This is a genomic window from Pseudarthrobacter sp. PS3-L1, assembly GCF_030063285.1.
In the GTDB taxonomy this organism is placed as follows: domain Bacteria; phylum Actinomycetota; class Actinomycetes; order Actinomycetales; family Micrococcaceae; genus Arthrobacter.
On record NZ_JASISU010000003.1, the window covers coordinates 81,245 to 107,856 of the forward strand.

Sequence of the window (26,612 nt, forward strand, 5' to 3'; positions counted from 1 at the left end):
GTCAGAACTGTCAGTGCTGTGAGGCATGATGGAAGAATGCAGGGTCAGCAGCGCCGTGGTGGAACAACCAGCGCACCAGTCATGACAGCCCTGGACCGGTTTAGCCGGCCCACACGGGACTGGTTCCTTGGTGCGTTCAGTGAGGCCACGCCAGCCCAGGACGGCGCCTGGAATGCAATCTCCTCCGGTTCGCACGCCCTGGTGGTTGCTCCTACCGGTTCAGGCAAAACCCTCGCCGCGTTCCTCTGGGCGCTGGACCGGCTACTGGCGGCCGGAGACCCCGTCCCCGAGCTCCCGCTGGCCAGTCTTCCAGCGCCGACGGGTAAGGGGAAACGCCCCAGGGCACCCAAGCGGAAGACCCGCGTGCTGTACATTTCGCCGCTGAAGGCGTTGGGGGTCGACGTCGAACGCAACCTTCGGGCGCCCCTGATCGGCATCACCCAAACCGCCAAGCGGTTGGACCTACCAGCCCCGCTCATCACGGTGGGCGTGCGCTCCGGTGACACCACCACTGCGGACCGCCGGTCGCTGCTGACCAACCCGCCGGACATCCTGATCACCACCCCCGAATCCCTCTTCCTGATGCTGACCTCCAAAGCGCGGGAAACGCTGGCGGAGGTGGATACCATCATCATCGACGAGGTCCACGCGGTGGCCGGCACCAAGCGTGGTGCACACTTGGCCGTCTCGCTCGAACGACTCGATGCGCTGCTGCCCAAACCTGCCCAGCGGATTGGCCTTTCCGCAACAGTGGAGCCTCGTGAACTTGTGGCCCAGTTCCTCGCTGGCAGCGCACCGGTTGAAATCGTGGCGCCCCCGTCCCGAAAGACCTGGGACCTGACTGTCTCCGTTCCGGTGGAGGACATGTCGGATCTGCAGGGTGCGGCCAGCGCGTCCGACTCTGGACCAGCCTCCGGACTCCAGCCCCAGGCCTCGATCTGGCCGCATGTGGAAGAAAAAATCGTGGACCTGGTGCTGGCCAACCAGTCCACCATCGTGTTTGCAAACTCGCGTCGGCTCTCGGAACGCCTCACTGCACGCCTCAATGAGATCTATGCCGAACGCCAACTCATGGCCGCCGGTATGGACGGGGAGGGCTCCGTTGGTGGTCCACGGGCAGGATCCGAGCTGCCCACCTCCACCTCCACGCCTGCGCACATGATGGCCCAGGCCGGGACCTCGGCCGGCGCCGATCCCGTCCTGGCCCGGGCACACCACGGGTCCGTGTCCAAGGATCAGCGCGCCCTGATTGAAGATGACCTCAAATCCGGCAGGCTGCGCTGCGTGGTGGCGACCTCCTCCCTGGAATTGGGCATTGACATGGGTGCCGTGGACCTGGTGGTCCAGGTGGAGTCCCCACCCTCTGTGGCCAGTGGCCTGCAGCGCGTTGGCCGGGCAGGGCACCAGGTGGGGGAGATTTCCCAGGGCGTGCTGTTCCCCAAACACCGCGCGGACCTGGTTCATACTGCAATCACCGTGGAACGCATGCTTGCGGGCAAGATTGAACGGCTCAGCATCCCCACCAACCCCCTGGACATCCTGGCTCAGCAGACAGTTGCTGCGACTGCCCTGGGCGCCATTGACGTGGAGGAATGGTTTGCCACCGTTCGCCGCTCCGCGCCCTTCGCTTCCCTGCCGCGCTCTGCTTTTGAGGCAACCCTGGACCTGCTGGCCGGGCGGTATCCCTCAGACGAATTTGCCGAACTCCGTCCGCGCATCGTCTGGGACCGCAACGCGGACACGATCGAGGGCCGGCCAGGTGCCCAGCGCCTCGCCGTCACCTCTGGTGGGACCATCCCGGACCGCGGACTCTTTGGCGTCTACATTATTGGCAGCGAGTCTGAAGCCGGAGCGCCGCCGGCAGGCGCCGTGAGCGCGAAACCCGCCAAGGGTGGCAGGCGGGTGGGTGAGCTGGATGAGGAGATGGTCTACGAATCCCGGGTAGGGGATGTCTTCGCCCTCGGAGCCACCAGCTGGAAAATCGAGGACATCACCCACGACAGGGTGCTAGTCTCCCCCGCCTTCGGCCAGCCTGGAAAGCTGCCGTTCTGGAAGGGTGATTCCCTGGGCCGTCCCGTTGACCTGGGACGCGCCCTGGGGGCGTTTGTACGCGAACTTTCAGCGTCCGACGTCGGGCCCGCCATGGAACGCTGCAAAGCCAGCGGGCTGGACGACTTCGCCGCCGGGAACCTGGTGCAGTACCTCACCGAACAGCGCCTCGCCACAGACGTAGTGCCCAGCGACACCACCCTGGTAGTGGAACGCTTTCACGACGAACTCGGTGACTGGCGTGTTGTCCTCCACAGTCCGTTTGGCATGCCAGTGCATGCGCCGTGGGCCCTCGCGGTGGGTCAACGGCTGCACCAGCGCTATGGAATGGATGGCTCGGCCATGGCTGCCGACGATGGCATAGTGCTGCGAGTACCCATGATGGAGGACGAACCCCCCGGTGCCGAACTGTTCCTCTTTGATCCCGAAGAGCTGGACCAGATTGTCACTGCAGAGGTGGGCGGAAGCGCTCTGTTCGCGTCAAGATTCCGCGAGTGTGCGGCCCGTGCCCTGCTCCTGCCGCGGCAGACCCCCGGGAAACGCCAACCACTGTGGCAGCAGCGGCAGCGTTCGGCCCAGCTGCTGGATGTGGCAAGGAAATATCCCACGTTCCCGATTGTGCTTGAGACTGTCCGCGAGTGCCTGCAGGACGTCTACGATCTTCCGGCGCTGAAGGACATTGCCGCGTCCATTGAAAGGCGCGAACTGCGAATGGTGCAGACCACCACCCAGCAGCCGTCGCCTTTCGCCAAGTCCCTGCTGTTCGGGTACGTGGCCCAGTTCCTCTACGAGGGTGACTCCCCGTTGGCAGAACGGCGGGCGGCAGCACTGGCCCTAGACTCCACGCTGCTCAACGAGCTACTGGGCCGCGTTGAACTCCGTGAACTTCTTGACGCCAAAGTTATTGACTCTACGGAACAGGAGCTTCAGCGGCTCTTGCCGGACCGCCGGGCCCGTGGCCTCGAAGGCGTTGCAGACCTCCTGCGCCTGCTGGGACCACTCACGGCAGAGGAAACCGCCCAGCGTCTCGCCGGCGCGGACCCCGGCCAGGGGGCAGGCATGACCAATTCGCTCTCCACCGGAGCCCTGTCCCAAACGGCCGTGGAGGCCCTGCCCGCCCTGCCCGAAACCGTGGCAGCACCACCCGCCGTGGACGCCGAAAATGGTGAGGGCGCAGCCTCACTGCTGGCAATGCATGCCACCGTGGCTGATGCAGCCAGTCATCTCACCGCCCTGCAGCGTGCCAATCGAGCCATCAAAGTCAGCATCGGCGGCGTCGAACGCTATGCAGCCGTCGAAGATGCTGCACGGCTCCGGGATGCCATCGGCGTTCCGCTTCCCATGGGCGTGCCGCTGGCCTTCATCGAACCGGTTGCCGATCCCCTCGGTGACCTGGTGTCCAGGTACGCGCGGACCCACGGGCCCTTCACCGCAACAGAAGCTGCTGCGAGGCTGGGACTGGGACCCGCCGTCGTCGGAACCGCCCTTAAACGACTTTCCGCTGACGGCCGGGTGGTGGAAGGCGAATTCCGGCCGCACGCAGGCGCCGGGAACAGCGGAGCTCCGTCAGCACCGGAGTCCCTGGCTATCCTGGATGTTCCCACCACCGGCCCCGAGACTGGAGAAACCGACACAGCCGCTGCGGATCCCGAGGACGACGGACTCGACAGCGACGAATTGGATATCGCTGAACCCGCCAGCTTCGACCCCCATGATTCCGCGACGCACAGTGCCCGCGAGACGCCGATCCGGACCCTTGCCCCGGCACCTGAGTGGTGCGATGCCGAGGTGCTGCGCAAGCTCCGACGCCGGTCCCTGGCTGCCCTGCGGGCTGAGGTTGAGCCGGTGGATTACGCCGCCTACGGCCGGTTCTTGCCAGCCTGGCAGAATGTGCGTTCTGCCAGCCAGCGCGGACAACCTGCCCTGCGCGGACTCGACGGGATCGTCACCGCGATTGATCAGCTCTCCGGGGTTCCGGTGCCTGCATCTGCTTGGGAATCGCTGGTACTGGGCAGCCGTATCAGCAACTACCAGCCCGCTATGCTCGATGAACTAATGGCCACCGGAGAGATTCTCTGGTCCGGGGCGGGAGCGCTGCCCGGAAATGACGGCTGGATCAGCCTTCACTTGGCCGAATCGTCGCCGCTGACCCTGAACCCTTCCATCGACTTCAAACCCTCCGATGCCGAACAGCGGGTGCTCGACCACCTGCAGAACAATGGTGGCGGCTACTTCTACCGCCAGCTCACCGAGATCGCAGGCGGAATGGATGCAGTCCTCAGCGACCAGGACGTTGTGACGGCACTGTGGAATCTCGCCTGGGCGGGACGCATCACCGGAGACACCTTTGCCCCGGTCCGGGCCATGATCGCTGGCGGGCATACCGCGCACCGCCAGGTCTCCAAGGCGCCGCGGGCCAGGGCGCCGCGCATGAACCGGCTGGGCCGCTCGCACGGCACTGGACTGCTGGGCTCGGCTGGTACACCAGGTGGCCGGTACGGAAACCCCGGCGGAACGCCCACGCCACCTACAGCTGCAGGACGGTGGTCCGCACTGGCGCTGCCCGAACTCGACGCCACCGTCCACGCCCGCGCCACGGCCGAACTCCTGCTTGACCGCTACGGAGTTGTCACCCGCGGATCTGTCATGGCAGAACAGATCCTGGGCGGGTTCGGGCTGATGTACAAGGTGATGGCGAGGTTGGAAGAGGCCGGGCGGTGCCGCCGCGGCTACTTCATCGAACACCTCGGTGCCGCTCAGTTCGCCGTTCCCGCCACCGTGGACAGGCTCCGGACATTCGGAGAGGATACGGAACTCAAGGCCACCGAGCCCGTGGCACTGGCCCTGGCTGCCACGGATCCGGCAAATCCCTATGGCGCTGCGCTTCCTTGGCCAGCGTTGAATGCGGAAGCTGGCAGTGGCCACCGCCCAGGCCGAAAGGCAGGCGCGTTGGTGGTCATGGTCGATGGCGCCCTGATTCTTTACGTAGAGCGAGGCGGTAAAACCCTTCTCGCTTTCTCTGATGACCCAGCCATCCTGCACGCTGCAGCCGTGGCGCTGGTGGGTGTGGTAACCCGGGGAGCGGTGGACAAACTCTTCATGGAAAAGGTCAACGGCCATGACCTCCTTGATACGCCCACAGCCGTGGCGTTGGCCGCCGCCGGCGCCTACTCCACGCCCAAGGGGTTGAGGGTCCGTGCCTGAGGGTGATTCCGTTTTCCGTGCCACGGCTACGCTGCACGCCGCGTTGGCCGGCCAGGTCATTACGGCCTCGGACTTCCGCGTACCGCGCTTCGCGACACTGAACGTCACTGGCTGGACAGTGAGCGAGGTAGTACCGCGCGGTAAGCACCTGCTGATCCGGGTCCTGAGCCCGGATAGCCGGGGCCTGACCATCCACTCGCACCTGAAAATGGAGGGCAGTTGGCAGGTCTACCCGCCTGGCGGACGCTGGCGGAAGCCGGGCTTCACTGCACGTTGCATCTTGCGGACCGCCACAGCCGACGCTGTGGGTTTCTCCCTCGGAGTACTTGACGTCGTCAAAACCGAGAATGAGGGATCCGTGGTGGGACACCTTGGCCCGGATCTCCTGGGGAAGGACTGGGACTCTGCGGAAGCCGAGCGCCGCATCCTCACCTCACCCGAGGTTCCTATCGGCGTCGCGCTCCTAGATCAGCAGAACCTCGCGGGTATCGGCAACATCTATCGCTGCGAGACGCTATTCCTGGCAAAAGTCCATCCGCTGGTTCGTTCAGGGGACGTGCCGGCAATGACATCGCTGCCGCAGATGCTGGCCAGCGCCAAGATCCTACTCGAGGCCAACCTGGGCCCGGGGCGTCGTGTCACCGTCCTCAATGCAAGGGGCATACCGGTGGGCCGTGAGGGCGGCCGGCCAGGTTACTGGGTCTACCGCAGGGAACACCAGCCGTGCCTCAAATGCCGCACGCCTATCAAGCACTCCGTCCTGGGCAAACTCAACGGGGAAGAGGAACGGGACATTTACTTTTGCCCTGTCTGCCAACCCGCGCCGCAGATCAAGGAGTAGCCCAGGGCCCCGGCGGCCCTAGGCGTATCAAGAGCCAGGGCCAGATGCTGGTTTGGTGGGGCAAAAGACCCTAGTGAAGACGCCTGGCATTACCTAGCCTCGGAAGAGGAGGCTCGATCATGATGAATGACTGGTATGGCAACGGTGCAGGGGCTGGCGCATGGGTGGGCATGGCATTGGTGATGGTGATTTTCTGGGCAGGCGTTGCCATGGTGGTCATCCTCCTGCGCCCTCGAAATAGGCCGGTCGACGGGGTAGCTACCCAGCGTCCACAGGACCAAGATGCTGAACGTATCCTCGACGAACGCTTTGCCCGTGGGGACATCGATGAAGAGGAATTCACCTCACGTCGCACCGCACTCAGGCGAAAAATCCAATAGCCTGCAGTGAAGTGGCACACCGCACGACGTCTGAAACTTAAGTCCGCACCTCTCCGTTGATCACCAGAGAAACACATTGCGTCTGCGTCAGGTCCCGGTACTTACAGGGGAAGTAAAAAGAAAGGATATGAGGAAGACGATGAAAACGCGTTTTGCCATTCAGGCACTCGCCCTTCTTCGCCGTACAGTCTTCCTCACCGGACTTCTTGGGATTATCGCCGGAATACTCGGCATGCACATCATGGCCGAGGACCACGCGCTACCCTCCGCACCCAACGGTCACCACGCAACAGCGTCACAGATTTCACAGACATCACACGCGATGCGAGCACAACATAGCCAGCACGCGGATGCGCCCGGTCCCTCGATCAAGAATCCGGGGCAGAACCTCACGCAGACTGTGAAAGCGTGCTGCTCAGATGGGTGCGGCTGCGCAACAATGTCCGCCATGGGTGGAGCATGCGTCCCATCCCCTGGCACAACAGTCCTCCTCGCCCCGTCGCCGGGTGACGCAGCCCTGCCCTTCGGCAGCGCCAACGGCCTTGCCACTCCGCCCTCCAGGTATCCCTACATACCCCTGGGGCCTTCCCCGGGCCAGCTTTCCATCAGCAGGACGTAGAAAACGCGGCTCCACCCTGCCAGGCAGGTGCCATTTTTCACGACGCGTACCCTCGCGTGCCTAGTGCCTTGGTTCGCATGCCATCCGCACGAGCGCAAATACGCCACCCTGATGACCAAAGGATTTGAAACCCATGAGTAAAAATATGACCATCTCTGCGCTGACCATCGCTGCCGCTATAACCTTGGCTGGATGTGCCGGGACTCCACAGAGCGCACCCTCCAGTACTGCTGCAAGCATGAATGGCGGCATGGGCATGTCATCGAGCCCTTCCGCTGCGGACTCTGACCACAATGCAGCGGACACCATGTTTGTCCAGGGAATGATCCCCCACCATGCCCAGGCCGTTGAGATGAGCGAGATGATGCTCAGTAAACAAAATGTGGACGAGCGGATTACGGCTCTTGCCAAGAAGATCAAGGACGCCCAAGCGCCTGAAATTGACCTGATGACGGGCTGGCTCAAAACCTGGGACGAACCAACTCAGATGGCTCCCGGGCACGACATGGGCGACGGGATGATGGGCGATGACGATCTGGAGAAGCTTGATGCCGCTGAGGGGAACGATGCCGGAATGCTATTCCTTCGCCAGATGATCGCCCACCACGAGGGTGCGGTGATGATGGCAAAGGCGGAGATCAACCAGGGCAAAAACCCCGAAACTATTAAGCTCAGCAGAACAATCGTGGCCTCACAGGAGGCAGAAATCGAGGAGATGAAAAGCCTGCTGGTAACCCTCTAGCCAGGAACCAGGCCCCGGTCCGCCACTGGACCGGGGCCACTCCGTGGGCCGCTCGCACGGCTGGCCGTACGTCCAGCGCCGTACGTCCTGCGCCGTACGTCCTGCGCCGGCAAGGCCCCTAGGCTGATCGCGAGGCCCCTAGAGCACTGCCCGACTTGGCAAGGATTCCCCTAGCGCCTCCTCCTGACCGGTCTTCTCCGGCACCTCGAAATAGGGCAGCAGGAGCTGGACCAATGGACCTATCGCCAAGGCATACACCACCGTCCCGAGTCCAACAGAGCCGCCCAGGAACCACCCCGCCGCCAGCACCACAACCTCGATCAGCGTCCGGGAAATCCGCACCGACCAGCCGGTTCGCCGCGCCAGGCCGGTCATGAGGCCATCCCTGGGACCGGGGCCAAAGCGGGCACCGATGTAGCATGCCGAAGCCACACCGTTTAGCAGGACGGCACCCACCAACATGGCAACCTGCCCACCGAGGTGGGAAAACTCCGGGATAACGGCAAGCCCAAGGTCGGCGAACAGCCCCACGAGCACGGCATTGCACAGGGTTCCGAAGCCAGGCTTCTGGCGCAATGGAATCCAGAGCAGGAGAACGATGAAACTCATGATGATAACCACCACGCCAATACTCAGCCCCACCCTGCCGGCAAGTCCCTGATGGAATACATCCCACGGATCCAAGCCCAAGGCTGCGCGGATAAAGAGCGAGAGGGAAAAGCCGTACATGGCCAGGCCAACGAACAGTTGGAGGAGTCTGCGGGTCATCATGAATCAATAGTCAATCAGACTGGCCTTGTATTCCATAGCCAGTCTGCAATACTGGCCTCATGCCCGGAGTCCTGAATGCAGCAGCCCTCGCCCGCCTCACGGGGCCATGGCAGAACGGCGCCGGCCCCGCCTACCGCGAGCTGGCCGACGTCGTCCGCCTGTTGATCCTGGACGGGCGCCTCCCGCTGGACACGCCACTGCCCAGCGAACGCTCATTGTCGGAGGCGTTGGGAATGAGCCGTACCACTGTCACGGCAGCTTATGCCCAGCTGCGCGAGCAGGGTTTCCTCAGCAGCGGGCAAGGCGCGAAAGGGCGTACCCGGCTACCCCGCGCCTCCGCCAGTGCAGCCGGTCCAGGAATCTCTGCCCCCGACGGAATCCTTGACCTCGCCTACGCTTCCCTGCCGGCAAGCGGAGAGGTGGTGCACCGCGCGTACGCCGCAGCACTAACTGACCTGCCAGCCCTTCTGCCTGGATTCGGCTACGAGGTACTCGGATTGCCAGCCTTGCGCGAGGCTGTGGCGGAACGCTACAGCGACGCAGGAGTTCCCACCACGCCTGACCAGATCCTCATCACCTCAGGCGCCCAGCACGCACTGACGATCATCCTCCGCGCAGAGGCTGGGCCGCGGCAGGGCAGGCCAGCGAAGGTCCTGGTGGAGCACCCCAGCTATCCCAATGCCCTCGATGCGATCACTGCCGCAGGGGCCAAGCACATCCCCATCCCCATGGACGGACCGGGGCAGGACTCCTGGGACCTTGGCGCCATCGCCGCTGGCATGCTCGCGCACCGCCCCGCCGCGGCCTATATGGTCCCTGACTTCCATAATCCGACGGGCCGGCTCATGCCCGATTCGCAACGCCGCCAGCTGGTTCGGGCAGCCACAGCTAGCGGAACAGTGCTGATCATTGACGAGACCCTGCGGGACCTGAACCTCAACGGGCTGCAATCCCACCACGTGGCGGCCTTTGGCCCTGGGGTCGTGACAATCGGCTCGCTCAGCAAATCGCACTGGGCCGGCCTGCGGACAGGCTGGATCCGGGCCAGTACAGCCCAGATCCGTCGCTACGCGGCCCACAGGTCCACGCTTGACCTTGGCGGTCCCTTGACGGAGCAGCTAGCCGCCATTCACCTGATGCGGCACTTCGACGAGCCGCTTCCGGACCGGCTAGAAACCCTGCGACACCACAGGGCCACACTCCAGGACCTCGTGGCCACTCACCTTCCGACGTGGAAAGCTCAGGAGCCCGACGGCGGGCTGACCCTTTGGTGCCGCCTGCCAACTCCCATCAGCACCGCACTGACAGTTGTTGCCCCGGATTTCGGGGTTCGGTTGGCAGCTGGGCCACGGTTCGGCGTCGGCGGTGCCTTCGACCACTACGTTCGGCTTCCCTACACACTGCCGCCCCACCACCTCGAGACAGCCGTCCGGGCCCTTCGGAAGGCCCAGGATCAGCTGGAGGCCGCTCCGCAACCGCGCCGCTTCCTGTCCGAACCCCCACGTGTGGCCATCGCATAGCAGCTCGGCCCCATTGGGTTCGCGGGACCGGCACAAGTTCGCTGGAACGCTCCCGCGAACAGGAAACGCTCCCGCGAACAGGGAACGCTCCCGCGAACCCAGCGCAAAGCCCTCCCCCTGCCACGCTCAGGGAAGGCCCTGCCGGAGGGCCGCCCGTAGACTGGAGCCGTGATGCAATCTCCCCTCCCTGTGCGTGACGGAGTCAACGCCACCCGCCTCCGCCTTCCCAGCGAAGGGCCCTGGGAGACAGCCATGGATTACATGATGCACAGGTGGGGGCACATCGATCCGCAGGGCATCGAGGACAGGTTCGATGCCGGCGAGATCGTGGGTGGGGACGGCCTGCCCCTGGACCGGACCACCAAGCTCCTGGACCACACGTTCATCTGGTACTACAGGTCCCTCCCGCCAGAGACCCGGATTCCCGTGGAGCTCAGTATCCTGCACCAGGATGATCACCTCCTGGTGGTGGACAAGCCGCACTTCCTGCCCACCACCCCCGGCGGCACCTACATCCAGGAATCGGCGCTGGTACGGCTCCGGAACCAGCTGAACCTCCCCGATCTGATTCCCATGCACCGGCTCGATCGCATGACGGCCGGGATCCTGCTGCTCTCCACCAACCCGCAAACCCGCGGAAAGTACCAGGTCCTCTTCGAGAAACGCGAGGTCCAGAAGGAATATGAGTGCGTTTCAGCTGCCGAACCCGCACCGGGCTTCCCCACCGTCGACTTTCCCGTGGTGGTGCGGAACAGGATGACCAAGTCACGGAGCTACCTGCTGGCCGAAGTGATCGACGGCGACCCGAACGCTGAAACGCGCATTGTCCGGGAAGAGACGTTCGACGCCGGCCAGCACGGCCAGCGCGCCCTCTACAGGTTGGAGCCGCACTCCGGAAAAACACACCAGCTACGCGTTCACATGGCATCACTTGGCCTGGGAATCGTCAACGACGCCTTTTATCCGGATCTGCTGGACAAAGCGCCGGATGACTACTCACTGCCGCTGCAACTGTTGGCGCGCGGCATCTCCTTCCGGGATCCCATCAGCGGCAAACCCGTGCGCTACCAAAGTGCGCTCACACTGAGCGGAGCGCCTCCAAAGGGTCTCCCGGCAGCCTGACGCCAGTGGAACGGGCAGTCTTCGTCATTCTTCAGGAACGCCCATCTTGATGCGGTACGTTGTGGCAATGGACTTTGGCAGCGCAGACAGCCTGGGGGCCGCCGTCTATGGCTGGGTCATCCCGGCCGTCATGGGCGACGCCATTTTCCCGCCAATTCCCTCCGAGATGATCCTGGTGACGGGCGGTGCGCTCTCCGCCGAAGGCCATATCAACATCTTCCTGTTGTTGGCAATGGCTGCGGTGGCCTCCTGGCTCGGCGACATGCTCGTCTTTGCCCTGTTCAAACGGCGCCTCAGCCACGTCCTGGATCGCTGGCGGTGGGGACAAAAGTTCCATCGGGGTATCCACACGGGTATCGCGAAGGCAGGCCGTTCCTCTACCTACGGTGCCCTGATCGGCGCCCGCTTCATCCCCGGCGGCAGGCTGGCCACTTCTGCGGCGGCGGGAATCGCTGGCGTCTCCACCCCGGGATTTAGCGTCTGCGCCAGCCTGGGTGCCGTTGTGTGGGCCTGCTGGCTCGTGGGTCTCGGGTACTTCACGGGCACCACCACCGGGCTGCCGTTTTGGGCAAGCTCGCTGATTGGTGTTGCGGCGGGCCTGGTGATCGGCGCCGTCGTAGGTATCATCGCCACGCGCAAGCGGGGCAACCGCTCACCCGTAGTGGAACCGGATCCGCCGGCCAGTCTGTAACGGACTAGCCAGGAACTGCCAGCTTCCTAGAGCGGCACCCATCTCCCGCGGTTACGACGCAGTACGCTCAGGTTGCCAGTCAGGGCAACACGTTCGACGGCGTCGCGCATCATCTCCGCGGCAGCGTGCGCATTCCGGTTCTCGCCGCTGTACACGGTGACATCCACAAGGAACCGCAGGGTCAGTTGCGGCACCCCCGAGGCCAGGTCCAGCTGATGCGATTCCACATGGTGCAGGGAGGCAAGTGCCTCGACCGCGGCATCCATGACAGCTTCTGGCGGGTTACCTGGGCGCAATCCGGTAATTTTCAAACGCGTCTGGAACGATGGCATGCCCTACAGCCTAGCGGCGGCTCCACAGTGGTTGACCACCTGGAACCGCCGCTCATGCCGCGAAAACCGCCTACCCGGTGTTGCGAAGCCCGGCGGCAACACCATTGACCGTGATGAGCATGGCCCGTTGGAGCCGCTCGTCGATGTCCACCCGCTCGCCGTCCTTGGCCGTACCCTTTGCTGCATCCTGACGCACACGGCGCAACAGCTCCACCTGGAGGTAGCTGATCGGATCTAGGTACTGGTCCCGGATTTCCAGGGAGCGCTTGAGGACGGGCTGGGCGTCCATGAGGGTCGTCTCGCCAGTAAGCTTCTGGACCTCTGCCACAGTAAGTTCATACTCCTCACGGATGGCGACAAAAAGGTGGTGGAGTTCCTGGGGCACCAGGGTGGAGACGTAGTACCCGGCAATATCCATGTCCGTCTTTGCCAGGGTCATCTCAACGTTGGACAGGACGGAGCCGAAGAATTGCCACCCTTCCATCATTTCCACCAGTGCGGCGGAGTGTCCCGCTTCCCGGGCGGCCTTCAGACCAGACCCCACACCGAACCAACCGGGCACAATCTGCCGTGACTGCGTCCAGCCGAAGACCCAGGGAATGGCACGCAGCCCCTCCAGGCCCGCGCCTGAATCCGGCCGCTTCGAGGGACGGGAGCCAATGTTGAGTGACCCGAGCTGCTCCACCGGTGTGGCAGCCATGAAGTAGGCCGGCAGGTCCGGGTGGTCGATCAGGGTACGGTACCGGGCAAATGCCGCGTCTGAAACATCCTCCATTACAGCGGCGTAACGCTCCCGCTGTTCCTCTGAAGTACGTGGATCCCGGTGCAGGGCCGATGCCTGCAGCACGGCCGCAAGGGAGAGTTCCAGGTTTTCACGGGCCAGTTCCGGCAGCGAGTACTTGTCAGAAATCACCTCGCCCTGCTCGGTGAACTTGATTTCACCTTCCAGGACCCCGTTGGGCTGGGCCATGATGGCATCATAGGTGGGTCCGCCACCACGGCCCACGGAGCCGCCGCGGCCGTGGAACAGGCGCACCCGAACCCCGTGCTTGGCGGCAATGTCGCGGAGCTTCCGCTGGGTCTTGTGAATCTCCCACTGGCTTGTCATCACGCCGGATTCCTTGTTGGAGTCCGAGTAGCCGAGCATGATTTCCTGGACGTCGCCGCGGAGGCGAACCAGGTCACGGTATGAAGGGACGGAAAGCAGCTGGTCAATAATCTCCGCGGAAGCCCTCAGCTCTTCCACCGTTTCGAGCAGCGGGGCAAACCCGATCCGGGCATACGGGGAGTCGCCGAAGAGGTTCACCAGCCCAGCCTCGCGGGCCAGGACTGCTGCCGCCAGGACGTCATCGGCACCACGGGTCATGGAGATGATGTAGGTCTCGATAACATCCGGACCATAGGTTTTCAGGGCCCGGCGGATCTCACGGAAGACGTCGTAGGTGCCGTCGGAGTCGCCGTCGAACTTAATCGGGTGCCCGGAGAGCGGCCGACGGGACGCCAGCTCGGAGCCCAGTACCTCAAAACGTTCAGCACGGCTCAACTCCGCGTAGTGCACGCCGGGGCCGCCCAGACGGTCCATCAACTGGCCAACGGCGCTATGGTGCTGGTCAGCGTGCTCGCGGATATCAAGCGTGGCCAGGTGCAGGCCGAAGGAAGAAATGGCACGCTGCACACGGGCAAGTGCGCCATCGGCTGCGAGCGCACCGGAGTGGTTGCGCAATGACGCTTCAAGCAAGGCCAGGTCCAGCTGCAGTTCAGGGGTGCCGTTATAGTCACGGCCATGCTCATGGTTGGCTCCGGCTGCAACACGTCTGCCAGTATTCATGAGCTTGGCTTTGATACAGGTCAGCTTGAGGCGGTAGGGCTCGTGGGCATTGAGTTCGAGCACCCGCTTGTCCAAACCCGGAAGGTTTGCCAGGTCCACATCAATGGAGTCCAGCAGTTCCTGGTCTGCTCCGGCGAGTGCTGTGGAATTGGAGAGGATGGTGATCAGTTCATCCACCATGGCAATGCTGATCCGCACTGCGTGCTGGTTCTGGATCTGGAGGATTTCACGGGTCACACTTGCCGTGACGTTGGGGTTTCCATCCCTGTCGCCACCAATCCAGGAACCGAAGCGGACAGGGACGGCATCCGACTTGAGCGTGACGCCATGGGCGCCCAGCAATTCCGCAAAGTCAGTCAGCATGGCGGGCATGGCATCAGTGAGGATGCCACCGAGGTAATAAATTGCGTTCCGGGCTTCATCGACGGGAGTGGGCCGGACCTGGCGCAGCTCGTCGGTCTGCCACATCTGGTCGATGATTTCTGCCAGCTGGCGGTCCTGGCGGCTCCGCGCCGTGGTGCCTTCCTCGGTGGACTCTGCCAACACATCGGAGAGCTTGCGGATCTTGTCCAACACGGACCGTCGCGAAGCCTCCGTGGGGTGGGCAGTGAAAATAGGCCTGACGTCCAGGCCGTCCACCACTCCCTGCAGGACTTCGGGTCCGGCCTGCTCGGCGATGTCTGCAACAGCCTTTGCGAGCCAACCGTCTTTTTCCTGCCGAGTCCGCAGTCCTCGGACACGGTGAACCTGCTCGGCCGCATTGGCAAGGTGGAAGTAGAACGCGAAGGCACGTACCAGGTCGGTGGCCTGCTCAATGGGCAGGGAGCCGAGCAGTTCACGGACCTGCTCCACGACATCGTGGGCACTCCACGGGCCTGTCGCGTCAGCTCCACCACGGGCCGCCTCCTTGGACTCCTTGGTCAGCAGGCGCACCTGCTCCACAAGTTCCAGGAGCTCGGGACCATGCTGGCGGACCAGCGACTCTCCAAGCAGGGTCGAGACCCGCCGGACGTCCGCGCGAAGTTCCGCGGCCAGTCCGGAGGCGAGATCGGATTCAGCTGTGAATGCAGTGTCAGTCATGGAACCTGTCTTTCGAGGGACTTGGACTCCGCTCGTACACTGCGCTGGATACTGTGAGCCACGTTACTGGTAGACGATGCTACCCGCCCCACGCCACGGTGTGGCAATCCGTCTCAGCAAACGGCCACCCGGACGTCAGTAGCATCTGGCTTCCATCAGCGATTTCTTCCGCCACGCTGCGGGCGCATTGCGGCCACCTCAAGGCCACCGCCCTTTCGCACACACGCTATATGACATATCTTGAATATATATTGACAGAGAGTGTCAATATATCCCCAGGCCCGCACCACCTTCAGGAGCCTTCATGCGCCCCGATACCGCCCCCGCCAGCCCCGTGCCGACTCCCACGCCATCCCACACGTTCCTCCCCCACCTGTTCCTGAGTGCCCTGGTTGTTCTGGGGCTCCTGGTTGCCGGCGGTGTCAGCCAGGTCGTCATTGCCCCTGGGTCCCAGGCCGCCAGCTCCCTCACCGTCACGCAGGCCATCACCACCCAGAACAATTCGACGGCGGCTGTCACGGGTTTTGTGGTGGGCCAACCCACCGGGTCAAGCACCGTCCTCCGCAGCGGCTTCACCTCAGATACAGCGCTGGCCATTGCAGTAACAGCCAGCGAAACAAGTCCTGCCCGGATGCTCTACGTCCAGGTTGGTTCAGCCTTCCGGGCCACGTTCGGCCTGCAAACCAACCCGGGAAGCGTGGGCCAGCAGGTCACCGTGACAGGTCAACTGACCGCCTACTTCTCGCACCCGGGCCTGAAGAACACCACGGCCATCAGCATGAGCGGTAGCACCCCGGGCCCGGATCCCTCACCACCTGCCCCGACGCCAGGTCCAGACGCGGGTGACTATTACGCTCCTGCCAGCGGAAAGACTGGCACGGCCCTGGAATCTAGCCTCCACCAGATCATCTCCGTGCAGCGCACGCTCAGCTACGACCAGGTCTGGGATGCGCTCAAGGACACCGACCAGGATCCCAAGAATGCCAACAACGTGGTACTCCTCTACACCGGACGCTCGCAGGCCAAAAATACCAATGGTGGCGGTGTTGACCAATGGAACCGCGAGCACGTCTGGGCCAAGTCCCACGGTGATTTTGGTACTGCCACGGGCCCCGGGACAGATGTGCACCACCTGCGCCCCACGGATGTCAGCGTCAACTCGGAGCGCGGCAACAAGGACTTCGACCTAGGTGGCACAGCATCCGCCGAAGCACCAGGGAACTTCACGGACGCCGATTCCTGGGAGCCGCGCGCAGCCGTCAAGGGAGACGTGGCACGCATGATCATGTACATGGCGGTCCGCTATGAGGGCGGCGATGGGTTTGCCGACCTCGAGATGAACAACCAGGTCAATAACGGCACCTCGCCGTTCATGGGCAAGCTGAGTGTCCTGCTGGACTGGAACCGGATGGATCCGCCCGATGCTTTTGAACAGCGTCGCAACCAGCGCATCTTCGAGCAGTGGCAGGGCAACCGAAATCCCTTTGTTGACCACCCGGAATACGCTGACGCGATCTGGAACTGACCGAAGCGGGAATTCGTCACTACCAGCGGCCGGGAATCCGGGGCGCCACACGTAGGGTTGAAGGCGGCACGGCAGACCAGCCACATCCTTTTTCGCCAGAGAGGCCCCCGTGAATTCCCAGCACCCAGATTTCGCAGCCAGCGAGGCCCAGTGGCAGCGGTTCCGCACCAGCCGAAATGCTGCGCTGGCCAGCGACTACGGCTGGCTGACCCTGACATCCTTCCAGTGGTTGGCAGCTGAACCCTCCGCCGTCGACCTGGCCCCGGGACTCTGGTCTGCCGACGGAACAACGGCGTCCCTGCGGGCCGCGGCAGGTGACGGACTGACGGTAGTGGACTCCGGCGCCGTCGTGGACGGCACCATCACCATCGAACTGGCGGACGAAGAGTCCCACCTCTGGGTCCAGTACGGCGGCGATGACGGCTCCCGGGTCCGCGTGGAACTCGCCAAGCGTGCAGGCCAGTACGCCATCCGCACGAGGGATTCCACCTCCCCCGTCTTTACGGAATTCACCGCCGTTCCGACCTACGCTTTTAACGCGGACTGGGTCATCATGGCGCACTTCACGCGTTACGCAGAGCCGCAGGACATCCCCATAAAAACGGCCAATCCGCTGGTGGGCGGAATCCACCGCTCTGCCGGCGAGCTGGCCTTCCACGTTCCTGGCATTAAGCATGAAATTCGACTCCAAGCCGAGCAGGACGATCTGGGCACCCTGAACGTGACCTTCCACGACGCCACGAACGGCGATTCCACCGATTCGTGGCGCAGGGTTTCCACAGCTCGCCCACGGCCCGACGGCACTGTCATCCTCGATTTCAACCGCGCCATCAACTACCCCAGTGCTTTCACGCCCTTCGGCACATGCCCCATGCCGGTGAAAAACAACAGCCTCGCAGTCCGGGTGGAAGCCGGCGAGAAGCGGACCGCCGAATAGTCCACCTCCGCGGAATCGCTAGACGATTGAGGACACGCCTGTGATGGACCTGCCGACAATCAGGGAATTGATCTCAAATGAGCCCTCGTACGTGAAGATCGCCTCCGCGTCCGCAAAAATTCGTGCCATCCGGTAGTCGCTCAGGATGCCGTTACCACCCAGGATTGACCTGCCCATGGCCACTGTCTCGCGCATCCGGGCACTGATGTAGGACTTGGCGAGGGCCACCTGCGGCATGTCGGCAGCACCGGCCTCCTGGAGCCCGGCCAACCGCACCATCATGGACATGCTGGCCACGGCGTTCCCCAACATGTCCACCAGTTGCTGCTGAATCAGCTGGAAGGACGCCAGCGGACGGCCAAACTGGTGACGCTCGATCGCGTACTGCCGGGCGACGTCGAATGCCGCCAACTGCTGCCCGACTGCCTGCCAGGCCACCATGATCCGCGATCCGCGCAACAGTTCGTTGGTGTCCTCGAAACTGGTGATTGAACTGAATCGATCGGCTTCGTCGAGCTCCACGTCGGTGAACGTCAGATCGGCGTTCTGGACGGTCCGCAGCGCGATCTTGTGCTCAATTCTGCTCCTGCTGACCCCGGGGAGGGTAGCGTCCACAATGAAGCCCCGCACCGCACGGTCATCCTCATCGCGGGCCCACACCAGCATGTAATCGCAGAACGTTCCGTTGCCGATCCAACGCTTTTGCCCATTCAGCACCCAGCGGTCAGGGCGGCCGTCAGTCCCGGGGATACGGCGGGCGCGGGTCTGCATGCCTCCTGCAACATCGGATCCGTGGAGCGGCTCCGTGAGCGCAAAGGCGCCGGTGATACGAAGCGCCGAAGCATCCGCAAGAAGTCTCTCCCGCTGTTCCTCGGAACCAAAGGCATGGAGCGATTCCACAAAAAGATCGTGATGCACCAGGAAAAACGTCGCTATCGACGTATCAACCCTGGTCATTTCGGCAATCACCAGGCCCGCAAAAAGGTGGCTGTAGCCGCGCTGGGCGGGGGTGCTCAGCTCCAGGGCTGCCAATGCGGGCAGGATATGCGAGGGGAATTCCGCCGCATCCCACCATTCACCGGCATGGGGAGCAATCTCCTTCGCCAGGAACTCACGGAGGTCCGCGAGCTTCTGGCGTTCACCCGCTGACAGGAGGGACTCGACGTCGAAGAAGTCTGCCGTGGGCAGGTCCCCCACGGTGGCACCGGATGGGACCCGGCTCATTTGGGGGACATCCTGATGGCGCCGTCAAGGCGAATAGTCTCACCGTTGAGCATGGGATTGTCCACAATATGCAGGGCCAGGTTGGCATACTCATCCGGCCGGCCAAGCCGGGAGGGGTGTGGTACCTGGCTGCCCAGCGAAGCCTGGGCCTCAGGCGGCAGGCCAGCCATCATGGGAGTCTCGAAAATACCCGGCGCAATGGTGACAACACGGATCAGGGACCGGGCAAACTCGCGGGCCAACGGGAGTGTCATGGCAGCTACTCCACCCTTGGACGCAGCATAGGCTGGCTGGCCAATCTGGCCATCAAAGGCGGCAACAGACGCCGTGTTGATGATGACTCCGCGCTCCTGGGATCCTGGATTCGCCGCCATGCCTTCTTGCTGCCCAGTTTCTTCACGTGGCGAGGTCTGTGCCATGGCTGCGGCCGCAAGCCGAACCACGTTGAAAGTGCCCACCAGGTTGATCTGCACTACCCGGGCAAATGTTTCCAGGGGCAGTACTCCGTCCCTGCCCAAGACTTTTCCCGGCGTGCCAATCCCGGCGCAGTTGACCACAATCCGCAAGGGGCCAAGCGCGGTGGCGGCGTCAACAGCGGCCTGGACCTCGGCTTCGCTGGTGACATCGGCTGGCACGAATACGGCCTTTCGCGCACCCTCCGGGTCCGGGCCGAGAGTGGCATTGAGTTCCTCCGCCAGCTGCGCTCCAGCTGATCCGGGAAGATCCAGCAGGACCACCGAGGCCCCTGCGGCAAAAAGCCGACGGCCCGTGGCAGCCCCCAATCCGGAAGCTCCACCCGTAATGAGCGCAACAGAACCCACAATGTCCATAACATCCTCCTTGATGCGGCCACAATCCGATCGAACATGGTTAGTGCAGGTTAACTGAAATAGTGGGCTGCCGCATCTTTGGGGGCCGGTCTGCGCTGAGCCACCGGGCCCATAACCCGCCTTTGCATCCGCGGCGATATGCTGTGCCCATGACCTTGCCGGCCGCCATCTCCACGTCCCCGAACCAGCGCGCCGCCGCGGCCAGGGACTCTGTGACAGCACTCTTTGCCCGGCCACTGTTCTTCCTGCCTGGCACACTCCTTGCAGCCACCGAGCTGCCTGCACGGCGCCTGCACCGGCTGACCCAGCCCTGGCACTACTGGTGGCAGGCGCACTTTGTGGACACCCTGGTGGACGCGGCCCAACGCGAAAGGCAGCTACCGTCCGCCAACGCCGGCAGCGTGGGTTCCAGCCCGGCTGAGGTATCGTCGTCAGTTCTTGCCGCACGGCTCCTGTCAGGTATCCGGATCCGGAACGTCCTGGTCTACGTCAACGGCTACTTCGATGACATGGCATGGCTGGCGCTGGCCGCGCAACGGCTCGAACAGGCTGCAGTACCGGCGGCACGAAGGGGCGCCAGGATCCAGCAGTCCCTGGAACCACAGCTCAGATCGGCCTGCACCAGTGATCTTGGTGGCGGTACCTATTGGAGCCGTAAACGTGACTTCAAAAATACTCCCGCCACGGGTCCAGTGGCCCTCTACCTCGCCCGGCTGGGCGACCATGCAGCGGCACAGCAGCTGGTGGACTGGCTCGACGAGCGCCTGTTTGATCACCGTGTAGGGCTCTATCTTGACGGAACGCGCATCACCGCTGACGGCTCCCTGTCGCGGGAGGGCCCGTTCTATACCTACAACCAAGGGCCAGTCCTCGGAGCGCTCCTGGAACTGGGCGGTGCAGCCAATCTTGCCCGGGCTGCGCACCTGATCCACGCCACGGCAGAGCACCTCACAGTGCCAGACACGCCCCCCTCGCAGGGCGCCAAATCCGGGAGCAAGGCCCAGATACTGCGCTGCGAGGGCGTCGGCGACAGAGGATTATTTACTGGCATCCTTACCCGGTACCTGGCACTTGCCGCCCGGGATGGGCGGCTCCCCCGGGACGCCCGCCAGCAGGCTGCGGACCTGGTCCGGAATACGGCCGAAGGGTTCTGGGCCGGACGCGTCAGCGCCGCTGCCGTAGTACCGGGCGTAACGTCCATCGCAGCGGAATCCCTGACGGTCTTTCCGGCACAAGCACTCTTTCCAGCCCCAGAAGATGCGGGCATCGGCACGGGCCCTGAGTTCAACTCCGTGGAACTCTCCACCCAGCTCCAGGCCTGGATGGCGCTTGAAGCTGCAGCCACGCTGAGATCCTAAAGGCCCCGACGGCAGAGCTGCTAGGGCTGTCGAAGGAACAACTCAACATGCCGGAGTAGGCATGTGATGCTCACCACATACCCCATCCCGGAATCGCTTTATTAGGGTTGGCTACCCTACAGTTTTTGTATATACCAGTCTCCCTCCTTCGTGGATGGGACTGTTCAGTCTGGACATCGATATTGCAGAGAGTAGCCCCATGAAGATCCGCATCAACGCGCTGGCTGGCATTGCCCTGGCCACTACCGCAGCCCTTGGCCTGACGGCCTGTGGCGCCTCGTCGACGTCCGGCAGCGATGCGGCCCAGAGTGCCGGCGAGATTACTGTCTATAATGCCCAGCACGAATCCCTGACCCAGGAATGGGTGGATGCTTTCACCGCAGAAACAGGCATCAAGGTGACGCAGCGTCAGGGCAGTGACACTGAAATGTCCAACCAGATTATCCAAGAGGGCCAGGCTTCACCGGCTGACGTCTTCCTGACGGAGAACTCTCCTGCCATGGCCCAGGTAGAAAACGCCGGCCTTTTGGCGGACGTGGACCAAGCCACCGTGGACCAGGTTCCTGCCGGGTTCCGGCCCTCCACCAACAAGTGGACCGGGATCGCAGCACGTTCGACTGTTCTGGTCTATGACAAGAACAAGCTCAGTGAGGACCAGCTCCCCACGTCAATGCTTGACCTCGCGAAGCCGGAATGGAAGGGCAAATGGGCTGCGTCCCCATCAGGCGCCGACTTCCAGGCCATCGTGTCAGCACTCCTCGAGCTCAAGGGCGAGGATGCCACCAGGGAATGGCTGAAGGGAATGAAGGAAAACTCCACGGCATACAAGGGCAACAGCACAGCCATGAAGGCCGTGAATGCCGGTGAGGTTGATGCTGCCCTGATTTACCACTACTACTATTACGGCGACCAGGCTGAAACCGCAGAAAATTCCGGAAATGTCACGCCGTTCTACTTCAAGAATGAAGACCCGGGCGCTTTTGTCTCGGTCTCCGGTGGCGGTGTCCTGAAGTCCTCCAAGCATGCCGATGACGCCCAGGCGTTCCTGAAGTTCATCACGGGCAAAGCTGGCCAGGAAGTCCTGCAGCAAGGCACGTCATTCGAATACCCTGTGGGCTCAGACGTGCCGGCCAACGAGGCCCTGGTTCCGCTCAAGGACCTTCAGGCACCCACCGTTGACCCGGCCAAGCTCAATTCTTCCAAGGTCAGCGAACTGATGACCGAGGCCGGGCTGCTGTAGCGGCCATGTCCACCAGTCTGGTGCCTACCGGCACACCAGGACGGACGACGGCGGGCAGGGGCAGGCGCCCTCGCCCGCCTTTCGGCGTATCTGCGGTCGGCGTCATGGCGGTCCTGATCGCCCTCTTTGCCCTGGTTCCGCTGGGGTACGTCGTTTTTATGACAGTCACCACGGGGTGGGACGTCGCCGTCGGGCTGATCTTCCGAGCGCGAGTTGGCGAGCTTCTGCTGAATACTGTCCTGTTGACCGTGGTGACAGTGCCCTTGTGCCTGGTGCTCGGCGTCGGCGGTGCGTGGCTGGTGGAACGGACCGATCTGCGGGGGCGGCGGTGGTGGGCGGTGCTACTGGCAGCTCCCCTGGCTATTCCGGCCTTCGTAAACAGCTACGCCTGGGTCTCTGCCGTGCCATCCCTCGGAGGCCTGTGGTCAGGGGTCCTCATTGCCACCCTTTCCTATTTCCCCCTGGTCTATATTCCAGCCGCAGCCACCCTGAGCCGACTTGACCCGGCCATCGAGCAGTCAGCAGCCTCCCTGGGCCTCGGCCCCTGGCGCTCATTCTTCCGGGTAGTGCTGCCCCAGTTGCGCATCGCCATGACCGGTGGCGCGCTGCTGGTCTCGCTGCACCTGCTGGCCGAATACGGTGCTTTCGCCATGATCCGGTTCGACACTTTCACCACGGCCATCATGGTGCAGTACCAGTCCACTTTTAACGGAAGCGCAGGGAACATGCTGGCAAGCGTGCTGGTCTTCCTGTGCCTGATCCTGCTGCTCGGCGAAGTTCGCAGCCGCGGCGGCGCGCGGTATGCCCGGATCGGCCCTGGCGCCCAGGCAAAAGCCCTGCGGATGAAATTGCACGGCTATCACATTCCGGCCCAGCTCTCCCTCCTCGCCCTGACCGTATTGGCATTCGGGCTGCCGCTGGTGTTCGTGCTCCGCTGGATCATCGCAGGCGGCCCGTCCATCTGGGTGGCCGACGAATTTACCCCAGCGCTGGTGCAAACCCTTGCCTATGGCCTGGGCGCTGCTGTCATCACCACCGTCGTGGCGTTTCCGATGGCCTACCTTGCCGTGCGACGCCCCAACTGGTTCAGCAAGTCCCTTGAACTCTCGAACTACATCACCAGTTCCATGCCGGGCATTGTGGTGGGACTGGCATTCGTGACAGTCAGCATCCGGCTTGTTCCCGCCGCCTACCAGACGGCCGGGCTGCTCATCGCCGCCTATGTGCTGCTGTTCCTGCCGCGGGCACTGGTCAATATCAGGTCTGGCCTGTCCCAGGCACCCAAAGAACTCGACGAGGCAGCACAAGCACTCGGCAAGCCGCCCCTCTGGGCTTTCATCAGTGTGACGCTGCGCCTGACCGCTCCCGCTGCTGCTGGCGGAGCCGCGCTGGTGTTCCTGGGAATCGTTAATGAGCTCACGGCCACCCTGCTGCTCTCGCCCAACGGCACCCGGACACTCGCCACCGAATTCTGGAGCAAGAGCAGCGAAATCGACTACGCCGGCGCGGCGCCCTATGCCCTGCTGATGATCCTGATCTCGGCACCCATGACCTATCTCCTCTTCCAGCAGTCCAAGAAAGTGGCCGGGCAGTGACAGACATGAATACCCCGCGCGATCCATATCCCACGGGAGTGCAGCGGATAGCCCCGTCGGTGGCTCCGAGTACCAACAGCCACCTGGAAATTGATGGTGTCACCAAGAAGTTCGGCCAGCAGGAAGTGCTCAAGGGTGTCAACCTGTCCGTCGAAAAAGGCGGGACAACGGCGATTGTAGGCCCCTCGGGCTCAGGAAAGACGACGCTCCTGCGCCTGATCGCAGGCTTCGAACATCCTGATTCTGGGCGTATTGCACTCAACGGTAGTGCAGTCGCCGGAAACGAAGCGTGGGTCCCTGCCCATAAGCGTCGGGTGGGCTATGTCGCGCAGGACGGTGCACTGTTCCCCCACCTGAGCGTCGGGCAGAACATTTCCTTTGGCCTGGATGGTTCACGAGTTTCCGGTGGCAGGCGCGGTATCCAGCGACGCATCAGCGAACTGCTGGACATGGTCTCCCTGGATCCGGCAATGGTCACCCGGCGCCCGCACCAACTCTCGGGCGGTCAGCAGCAGCGGGTGGCGCTGGCACGTGCGCTCGCGCGTGAACCTGAGCTTATGCTCCTTGACGAACCCTTTTCTGCATTGGATGCCGGGCTGAGGGTGGCGACACGCAGGGCGGTGGGAACTGTCCTCAAGGACGCTGGAATCACCACCATCCTGGTGACCCACGACCAGTCCGAGGCACTGTCCTTCGCAGACCAGGTGGCGGTAATGCGCGGCGGTCGGCTCGCCCAGATTGGCAACCCGTTTGTTGTCTATACGCGCCCCGCCGACCGCGCTACAGCCGAGTTCCTGGGCGACGCAGTCATCCTGGAGGCATGGATGGAAGGGTCCCTGGCAACCTGTTCACTGGGAGGCATCCCCGTGCGCCGGCCACCAGCCCAGGGCAGGGTCCAGTTGATGCTGCGGCCCGAACAGATTCGCATCTCCGAAGACGGACCCATCCACGGGACAGTGGTCGACACTGACTACTTCGGGCCGGAAACCACCGTGCGGCTCCAATTGCCTGCGCCGCTCCCGCTAGCCGAGGGCGACGTGCGAGACCACCGCTACCCAGGCGGCGGAGAGATCATCACCATTCGGCACTGGAACGCGTCCATTGCGAGGCCGGGAGCCAAACTTCGCCTTCGTGTGCTGGGCGAGGCAGTCGCCTTCGCCGTCGATCCCACGGGCACCGCGGGCCCTTCGACCTGACCGGCATGCCGGCACGCCGGCACGCCGTTAGGAATACCATCGCCGTCAGGGTCTTTTCTTTTGCGGATACGGAGATTCCCCCCGCGCCAACATCTCCACGAAACCAGCGATTTTCCGCGCCCGGGTGGACTGCTGCTTGACCGAGTTTGTCCTGTAGATGAGCGCATATCTGTTGGTGCTGGTCAGGACTTCAAACATGGCCTGCGCTGCGGGGACCGCAGAGATTGCTGCCGCAAGATCCTCCGGCACCACGGCAGTGGCCTGCCCTGCGTACGCCCGGTCCCACCGCCCGTCCGCTTTGGCGGCATCAACAGCCGCCTTACCGGCCGGCATCATCAACCCCTTCTCTTCAAGGACCCTGACGTACCCAACGTTGCGTTCAGACCAGGGACTCCTGGGGCCCCGGGGGGTCATCCGTTGGAACGACGATTCCTCATCCCGCCGGCGTGCCTGTCCATCAATCCAACCAAAGCACAGCACCTCCTGCAGCGCGGCTGCGTACGTGAGCTCCGTGACGCTGCCCCCTTTCTTGTGCAGCGCCAGCCACACCCCTGGGCTGTCAGCATGGTGTTCGGCAAGCCAGGCACGCCATTGCGCAGCATCCCTGACCACAAGTTCCATCAGTTCTTGGGCCATGGAATCAGGGTATCGCTGGACCGCGTAATCGTGCGCTAGATTGCTGGAGGCGCCCTGCGACTCACTGGCGGAGCTTCCCTATCCACCCTCTCGGCACGTAAAGGAACACGCCATGCTCCGGGTCCATCCCACCATCTACACCGCCCACCCATTGGCCTGGCGCCAGCTGCTGACGGACCTTGGGCTCGCGGTATCCGGCGCCGATCCCGCACCGCCGGTGGCGCCGTCACCAGAAGGAACGCCCACAAAGTTCGACGCCGGCGCAGGCCGGGTAGCGGTGCACCCGGTAGCAGCAGGGCAGGCGGAATTTGTGGCGTTCGGCGTGGAAGTGGGAGATGTCGCAGAGTTCGCGAGGCGGACAAATCTCTGGGCAGCAGAGGCTGCCCACACGCCTCTGGCCAGCCCACCGTCAGGACAGGGCGCAGATCGCACCTGCGTCATCTCGGCAGGCGATGGTTTGTCCTTCACGGCCACCACGGCACGCCGGTCCGCGGACGGCTCCTGGACCGTCGAAACGACAGCGGATCCCCAGCTGGGCGTGCAGCTCCTCTGGTACACCCCTGATCGGGCAGCTGCAAAAGCGGCACTGACGGGGATAGGCGCCCGCCCACTGCCCATCGCCCCCGCAGCGACAGACCACGTGGCGGCCGCCGACGACGCATACTGCTTCAGCGCCAAAAATGGTGGAACATTTGGTGTCCTGTCTTCGGCAGAGGCACCCCACCCCGTGCTTTCCTTCACCTACGACGGCGACCTTTCGGCGCTGGCACAGCGGCTCGCAGCCGCAGGGCACCGTCTCAGCACGCTGACCGATCGGAGCCTCTCGGTGGCAGTTCCCGGCTCTCTGGCAGGCTCGACACTCAGCGTGAGGACCGCCGTCGTGCCCTGAAAA

At 63.5% G+C, this 26,612-nt stretch carries 21 protein-coding genes; 15 read left to right on the top strand and 6 right to left on the bottom strand.

What is annotated here, in order from left to right:
• Positions 1-36: 36 nt before the first annotated feature.
• The 5 genes from QMG79_RS08215 (at position 37) to QMG79_RS08235 (ending at position 7,835) form a co-directional block, all read left to right on the top strand.
• Positions 37-5,253 carry an Lhr family helicase gene (locus QMG79_RS08215; RefSeq protein ID WP_283538113.1) on the top strand — a complete coding sequence of 1,739 codons (5,217 nt, stop codon included), beginning with the start codon at positions 37-39 and terminating at the stop codon, positions 5,251-5,253.
• On the top strand, positions 5,246-6,094 hold the full coding sequence (locus tag QMG79_RS08220) for a DNA-formamidopyrimidine glycosylase family protein (protein ID WP_283538114.1): 849 nt from the start codon (positions 5,246-5,248) through the stop codon (positions 6,092-6,094). The genes QMG79_RS08215 and QMG79_RS08220 overlap by 8 nt, the downstream gene beginning before the upstream one ends.
• 119 nt (positions 6,095-6,213) lie before the next feature.
• Positions 6,214-6,474 (top strand): SHOCT domain-containing protein, encoded by a 261-nt coding sequence (locus tag QMG79_RS08225; RefSeq protein WP_283538115.1) that lies wholly within the window; start codon positions 6,214-6,216, stop codon positions 6,472-6,474.
• A 139-nt stretch (positions 6,475-6,613) separates the two neighbouring features.
• Entirely contained in the window at positions 6,614-7,093 is a 480-nt protein-coding gene (locus QMG79_RS08230) for a hypothetical protein (RefSeq protein WP_283538116.1), read from the top strand.
• Between the two features lie 133 nt (positions 7,094-7,226).
• Positions 7,227-7,835 (top strand): DUF305 domain-containing protein, encoded by a 609-nt coding sequence (locus QMG79_RS08235; protein ID WP_283538117.1) that lies wholly within the window; start codon positions 7,227-7,229, stop codon positions 7,833-7,835.
• A gap of 138 nt (positions 7,836-7,973) precedes the next feature.
• Here QMG79_RS08235 and yczE read toward each other — a convergent pair whose 3' ends face one another.
• Complete coding sequence (gene yczE / locus QMG79_RS08240) at positions 7,974-8,606, bottom strand: membrane protein YczE (RefSeq protein WP_283538118.1); 633 nt, start codon at positions 8,604-8,606, stop codon at positions 7,974-7,976.
• Between the two features lie 59 nt (positions 8,607-8,665).
• On the opposite strand from yczE, the gene yczR reads away from it, so the two are divergent.
• The 3 genes from yczR to QMG79_RS08255 all read left to right on the top strand — a co-directional run bounded on the left by yczR (position 8,666) and on the right by QMG79_RS08255 (position 11,939).
• Positions 8,666-10,126 (top strand): MocR-like transcription factor YczR, encoded by a 1,461-nt coding sequence (gene yczR, locus QMG79_RS08245; RefSeq protein WP_283538119.1) that lies wholly within the window; start codon positions 8,666-8,668, stop codon positions 10,124-10,126.
• A 171-nt stretch (positions 10,127-10,297) separates the two neighbouring features.
• A complete protein-coding gene (locus QMG79_RS08250; RefSeq protein WP_283538686.1) occupies positions 10,298-11,248 on the top strand; it encodes an RluA family pseudouridine synthase in 951 nt (316 codons plus the stop codon).
• A 67-nt stretch (positions 11,249-11,315) separates the two neighbouring features.
• On the top strand, positions 11,316-11,939 hold the full coding sequence (locus QMG79_RS08255; protein WP_283538120.1) for a DedA family protein: 624 nt from the start codon (positions 11,316-11,318) through the stop codon (positions 11,937-11,939).
• Between the two features lie 26 nt (positions 11,940-11,965).
• Here QMG79_RS08255 and QMG79_RS08260 read toward each other — a convergent pair whose 3' ends face one another.
• Complete coding sequence (locus tag QMG79_RS08260) at positions 11,966-12,271, bottom strand: hypothetical protein (RefSeq protein ID WP_283538121.1); 306 nt, start codon at positions 12,269-12,271, stop codon at positions 11,966-11,968.
• A 70-nt stretch (positions 12,272-12,341) separates the two neighbouring features.
• On the bottom strand, positions 12,342-15,179 hold the full coding sequence (gene ppc, locus QMG79_RS08265; RefSeq protein ID WP_283538122.1) for a phosphoenolpyruvate carboxylase: 2,838 nt from the start codon (positions 15,177-15,179) through the stop codon (positions 12,342-12,344).
• Positions 15,180-15,483: 304 nt separating this feature from the next.
• On the opposite strand from ppc, the gene QMG79_RS08270 reads away from it, so the two are divergent.
• Complete coding sequence (locus tag QMG79_RS08270; RefSeq protein ID WP_283538123.1) at positions 15,484-16,704, top strand: endonuclease; 1,221 nt, start codon at positions 15,484-15,486, stop codon at positions 16,702-16,704.
• A gap of 109 nt (positions 16,705-16,813) precedes the next feature.
• Complete coding sequence (locus tag QMG79_RS08275) at positions 16,814-17,641, top strand: DUF1684 domain-containing protein (RefSeq protein ID WP_283538124.1); 828 nt, start codon at positions 16,814-16,816, stop codon at positions 17,639-17,641.
• Positions 17,642-17,659: 18 nt separating this feature from the next.
• Here QMG79_RS08275 and QMG79_RS08280 read toward each other — a convergent pair whose 3' ends face one another.
• Together QMG79_RS08280 and QMG79_RS08285 are read right to left on the bottom strand one after the other, a co-directional pair.
• The gene (locus QMG79_RS08280) at positions 17,660-18,865 is read right to left on the bottom strand and encodes an acyl-CoA dehydrogenase family protein (protein ID WP_283538125.1); all 1,206 of its coding nucleotides are present in this window, start codon (positions 18,863-18,865) and stop codon (positions 17,660-17,662) included.
• Positions 18,862-19,695: an SDR family NAD(P)-dependent oxidoreductase gene (locus tag QMG79_RS08285; protein WP_283538126.1), complete on the bottom strand. Its 834-nt coding sequence runs from the start codon at positions 19,693-19,695 to the stop codon at positions 18,862-18,864. The genes QMG79_RS08280 and QMG79_RS08285 overlap by 4 nt, the downstream gene beginning before the upstream one ends.
• Positions 19,696-19,844: 149 nt before the next feature.
• Between QMG79_RS08285 and QMG79_RS08290 the strand changes: the two genes are divergently transcribed.
• From QMG79_RS08290 to QMG79_RS08305, 4 genes are all read left to right on the top strand, one after another.
• Entirely contained in the window at positions 19,845-21,053 is a 1,209-nt protein-coding gene (locus tag QMG79_RS08290) for a glycoside hydrolase family 76 protein (protein WP_283538127.1), read from the top strand.
• Positions 21,054-21,252: 199 nt separating this feature from the next.
• On the top strand, positions 21,253-22,293 hold the full coding sequence (locus QMG79_RS08295) for an iron ABC transporter substrate-binding protein (protein WP_283538687.1): 1,041 nt from the start codon (positions 21,253-21,255) through the stop codon (positions 22,291-22,293).
• Between the two features lie 5 nt (positions 22,294-22,298).
• On the top strand, positions 22,299-23,888 hold the full coding sequence (locus tag QMG79_RS08300; RefSeq protein ID WP_283538128.1) for an ABC transporter permease: 1,590 nt from the start codon (positions 22,299-22,301) through the stop codon (positions 23,886-23,888).
• A 5-nt stretch (positions 23,889-23,893) separates the two neighbouring features.
• On the top strand, positions 23,894-25,084 hold the full coding sequence (locus QMG79_RS08305) for an ABC transporter ATP-binding protein (RefSeq protein WP_283538688.1): 1,191 nt from the start codon (positions 23,894-23,896) through the stop codon (positions 25,082-25,084).
• A 45-nt stretch (positions 25,085-25,129) separates the two neighbouring features.
• On the opposite strand, the gene QMG79_RS08310 is transcribed toward QMG79_RS08305, so the two are convergent.
• Complete coding sequence (locus QMG79_RS08310; RefSeq protein ID WP_283538129.1) at positions 25,130-25,720, bottom strand: YdeI/OmpD-associated family protein; 591 nt, start codon at positions 25,718-25,720, stop codon at positions 25,130-25,132.
• Between the two features lie 112 nt (positions 25,721-25,832).
• Between QMG79_RS08310 and QMG79_RS08315 the strand changes: the two genes are divergently transcribed.
• Positions 25,833-26,609 carry a VOC family protein gene (locus QMG79_RS08315; protein ID WP_283538130.1) on the top strand — a complete coding sequence of 259 codons (777 nt, stop codon included), beginning with the start codon at positions 25,833-25,835 and terminating at the stop codon, positions 26,607-26,609.
• Positions 26,610-26,612 lie beyond the last annotated feature (3 nt).

Coding starts and splice junctions, on each gene's coding strand:
- QMG79_RS08300 (WP_283538128.1), top strand. CDS start 22,299: ATGTCCACCAGTCTGGTGCCTACCGGCACACCAGGACGGACGACGGCG.
- QMG79_RS08235 (WP_283538117.1), top strand. CDS start 7,227: ATGAGTAAAAATATGACCATCTCTGCGCTGACCATCGCTGCCGCTATA.
- yczR (WP_283538119.1), top strand. CDS start 8,666: ATGCCCGGAGTCCTGAATGCAGCAGCCCTCGCCCGCCTCACGGGGCCA.
- QMG79_RS08290 (WP_283538127.1), top strand. CDS start 19,845: ATGACCTTGCCGGCCGCCATCTCCACGTCCCCGAACCAGCGCGCCGCC.
- QMG79_RS08215 (WP_283538113.1), top strand. CDS start 37: ATGCAGGGTCAGCAGCGCCGTGGTGGAACAACCAGCGCACCAGTCATG.
- QMG79_RS08270 (WP_283538123.1), top strand. CDS start 15,484: ATGCGCCCCGATACCGCCCCCGCCAGCCCCGTGCCGACTCCCACGCCA.
- QMG79_RS08310 (WP_283538129.1), bottom strand. CDS start 25,720: ATGGCCCAAGAACTGATGGAACTTGTGGTCAGGGATGCTGCGCAATGG.
- QMG79_RS08230 (WP_283538116.1), top strand. CDS start 6,614: ATGAAAACGCGTTTTGCCATTCAGGCACTCGCCCTTCTTCGCCGTACA.
- yczE (WP_283538118.1), bottom strand. CDS start 8,606: ATGATGACCCGCAGACTCCTCCAACTGTTCGTTGGCCTGGCCATGTAC.
- QMG79_RS08255 (WP_283538120.1), top strand. CDS start 11,316: ATGGACTTTGGCAGCGCAGACAGCCTGGGGGCCGCCGTCTATGGCTGG.
- QMG79_RS08285 (WP_283538126.1), bottom strand. CDS start 19,695: ATGGACATTGTGGGTTCTGTTGCGCTCATTACGGGTGGAGCTTCCGGA.
- QMG79_RS08315 (WP_283538130.1), top strand. CDS start 25,833: ATGCTCCGGGTCCATCCCACCATCTACACCGCCCACCCATTGGCCTGG.
- QMG79_RS08260 (WP_283538121.1), bottom strand. CDS start 12,271: ATGCCATCGTTCCAGACGCGTTTGAAAATTACCGGATTGCGCCCAGGT.
- QMG79_RS08225 (WP_283538115.1), top strand. CDS start 6,214: ATGATGAATGACTGGTATGGCAACGGTGCAGGGGCTGGCGCATGGGTG.
- QMG79_RS08280 (WP_283538125.1), bottom strand. CDS start 18,865: ATGAGCCGGGTCCCATCCGGTGCCACCGTGGGGGACCTGCCCACGGCA.
- QMG79_RS08295 (WP_283538687.1), top strand. CDS start 21,253: ATGAAGATCCGCATCAACGCGCTGGCTGGCATTGCCCTGGCCACTACC.
- ppc (WP_283538122.1), bottom strand. CDS start 15,179: ATGACTGACACTGCATTCACAGCTGAATCCGATCTCGCCTCCGGACTG.
- QMG79_RS08305 (WP_283538688.1), top strand. CDS start 23,894: ATGAATACCCCGCGCGATCCATATCCCACGGGAGTGCAGCGGATAGCC.
- QMG79_RS08250 (WP_283538686.1), top strand. CDS start 10,298: ATGCAATCTCCCCTCCCTGTGCGTGACGGAGTCAACGCCACCCGCCTC.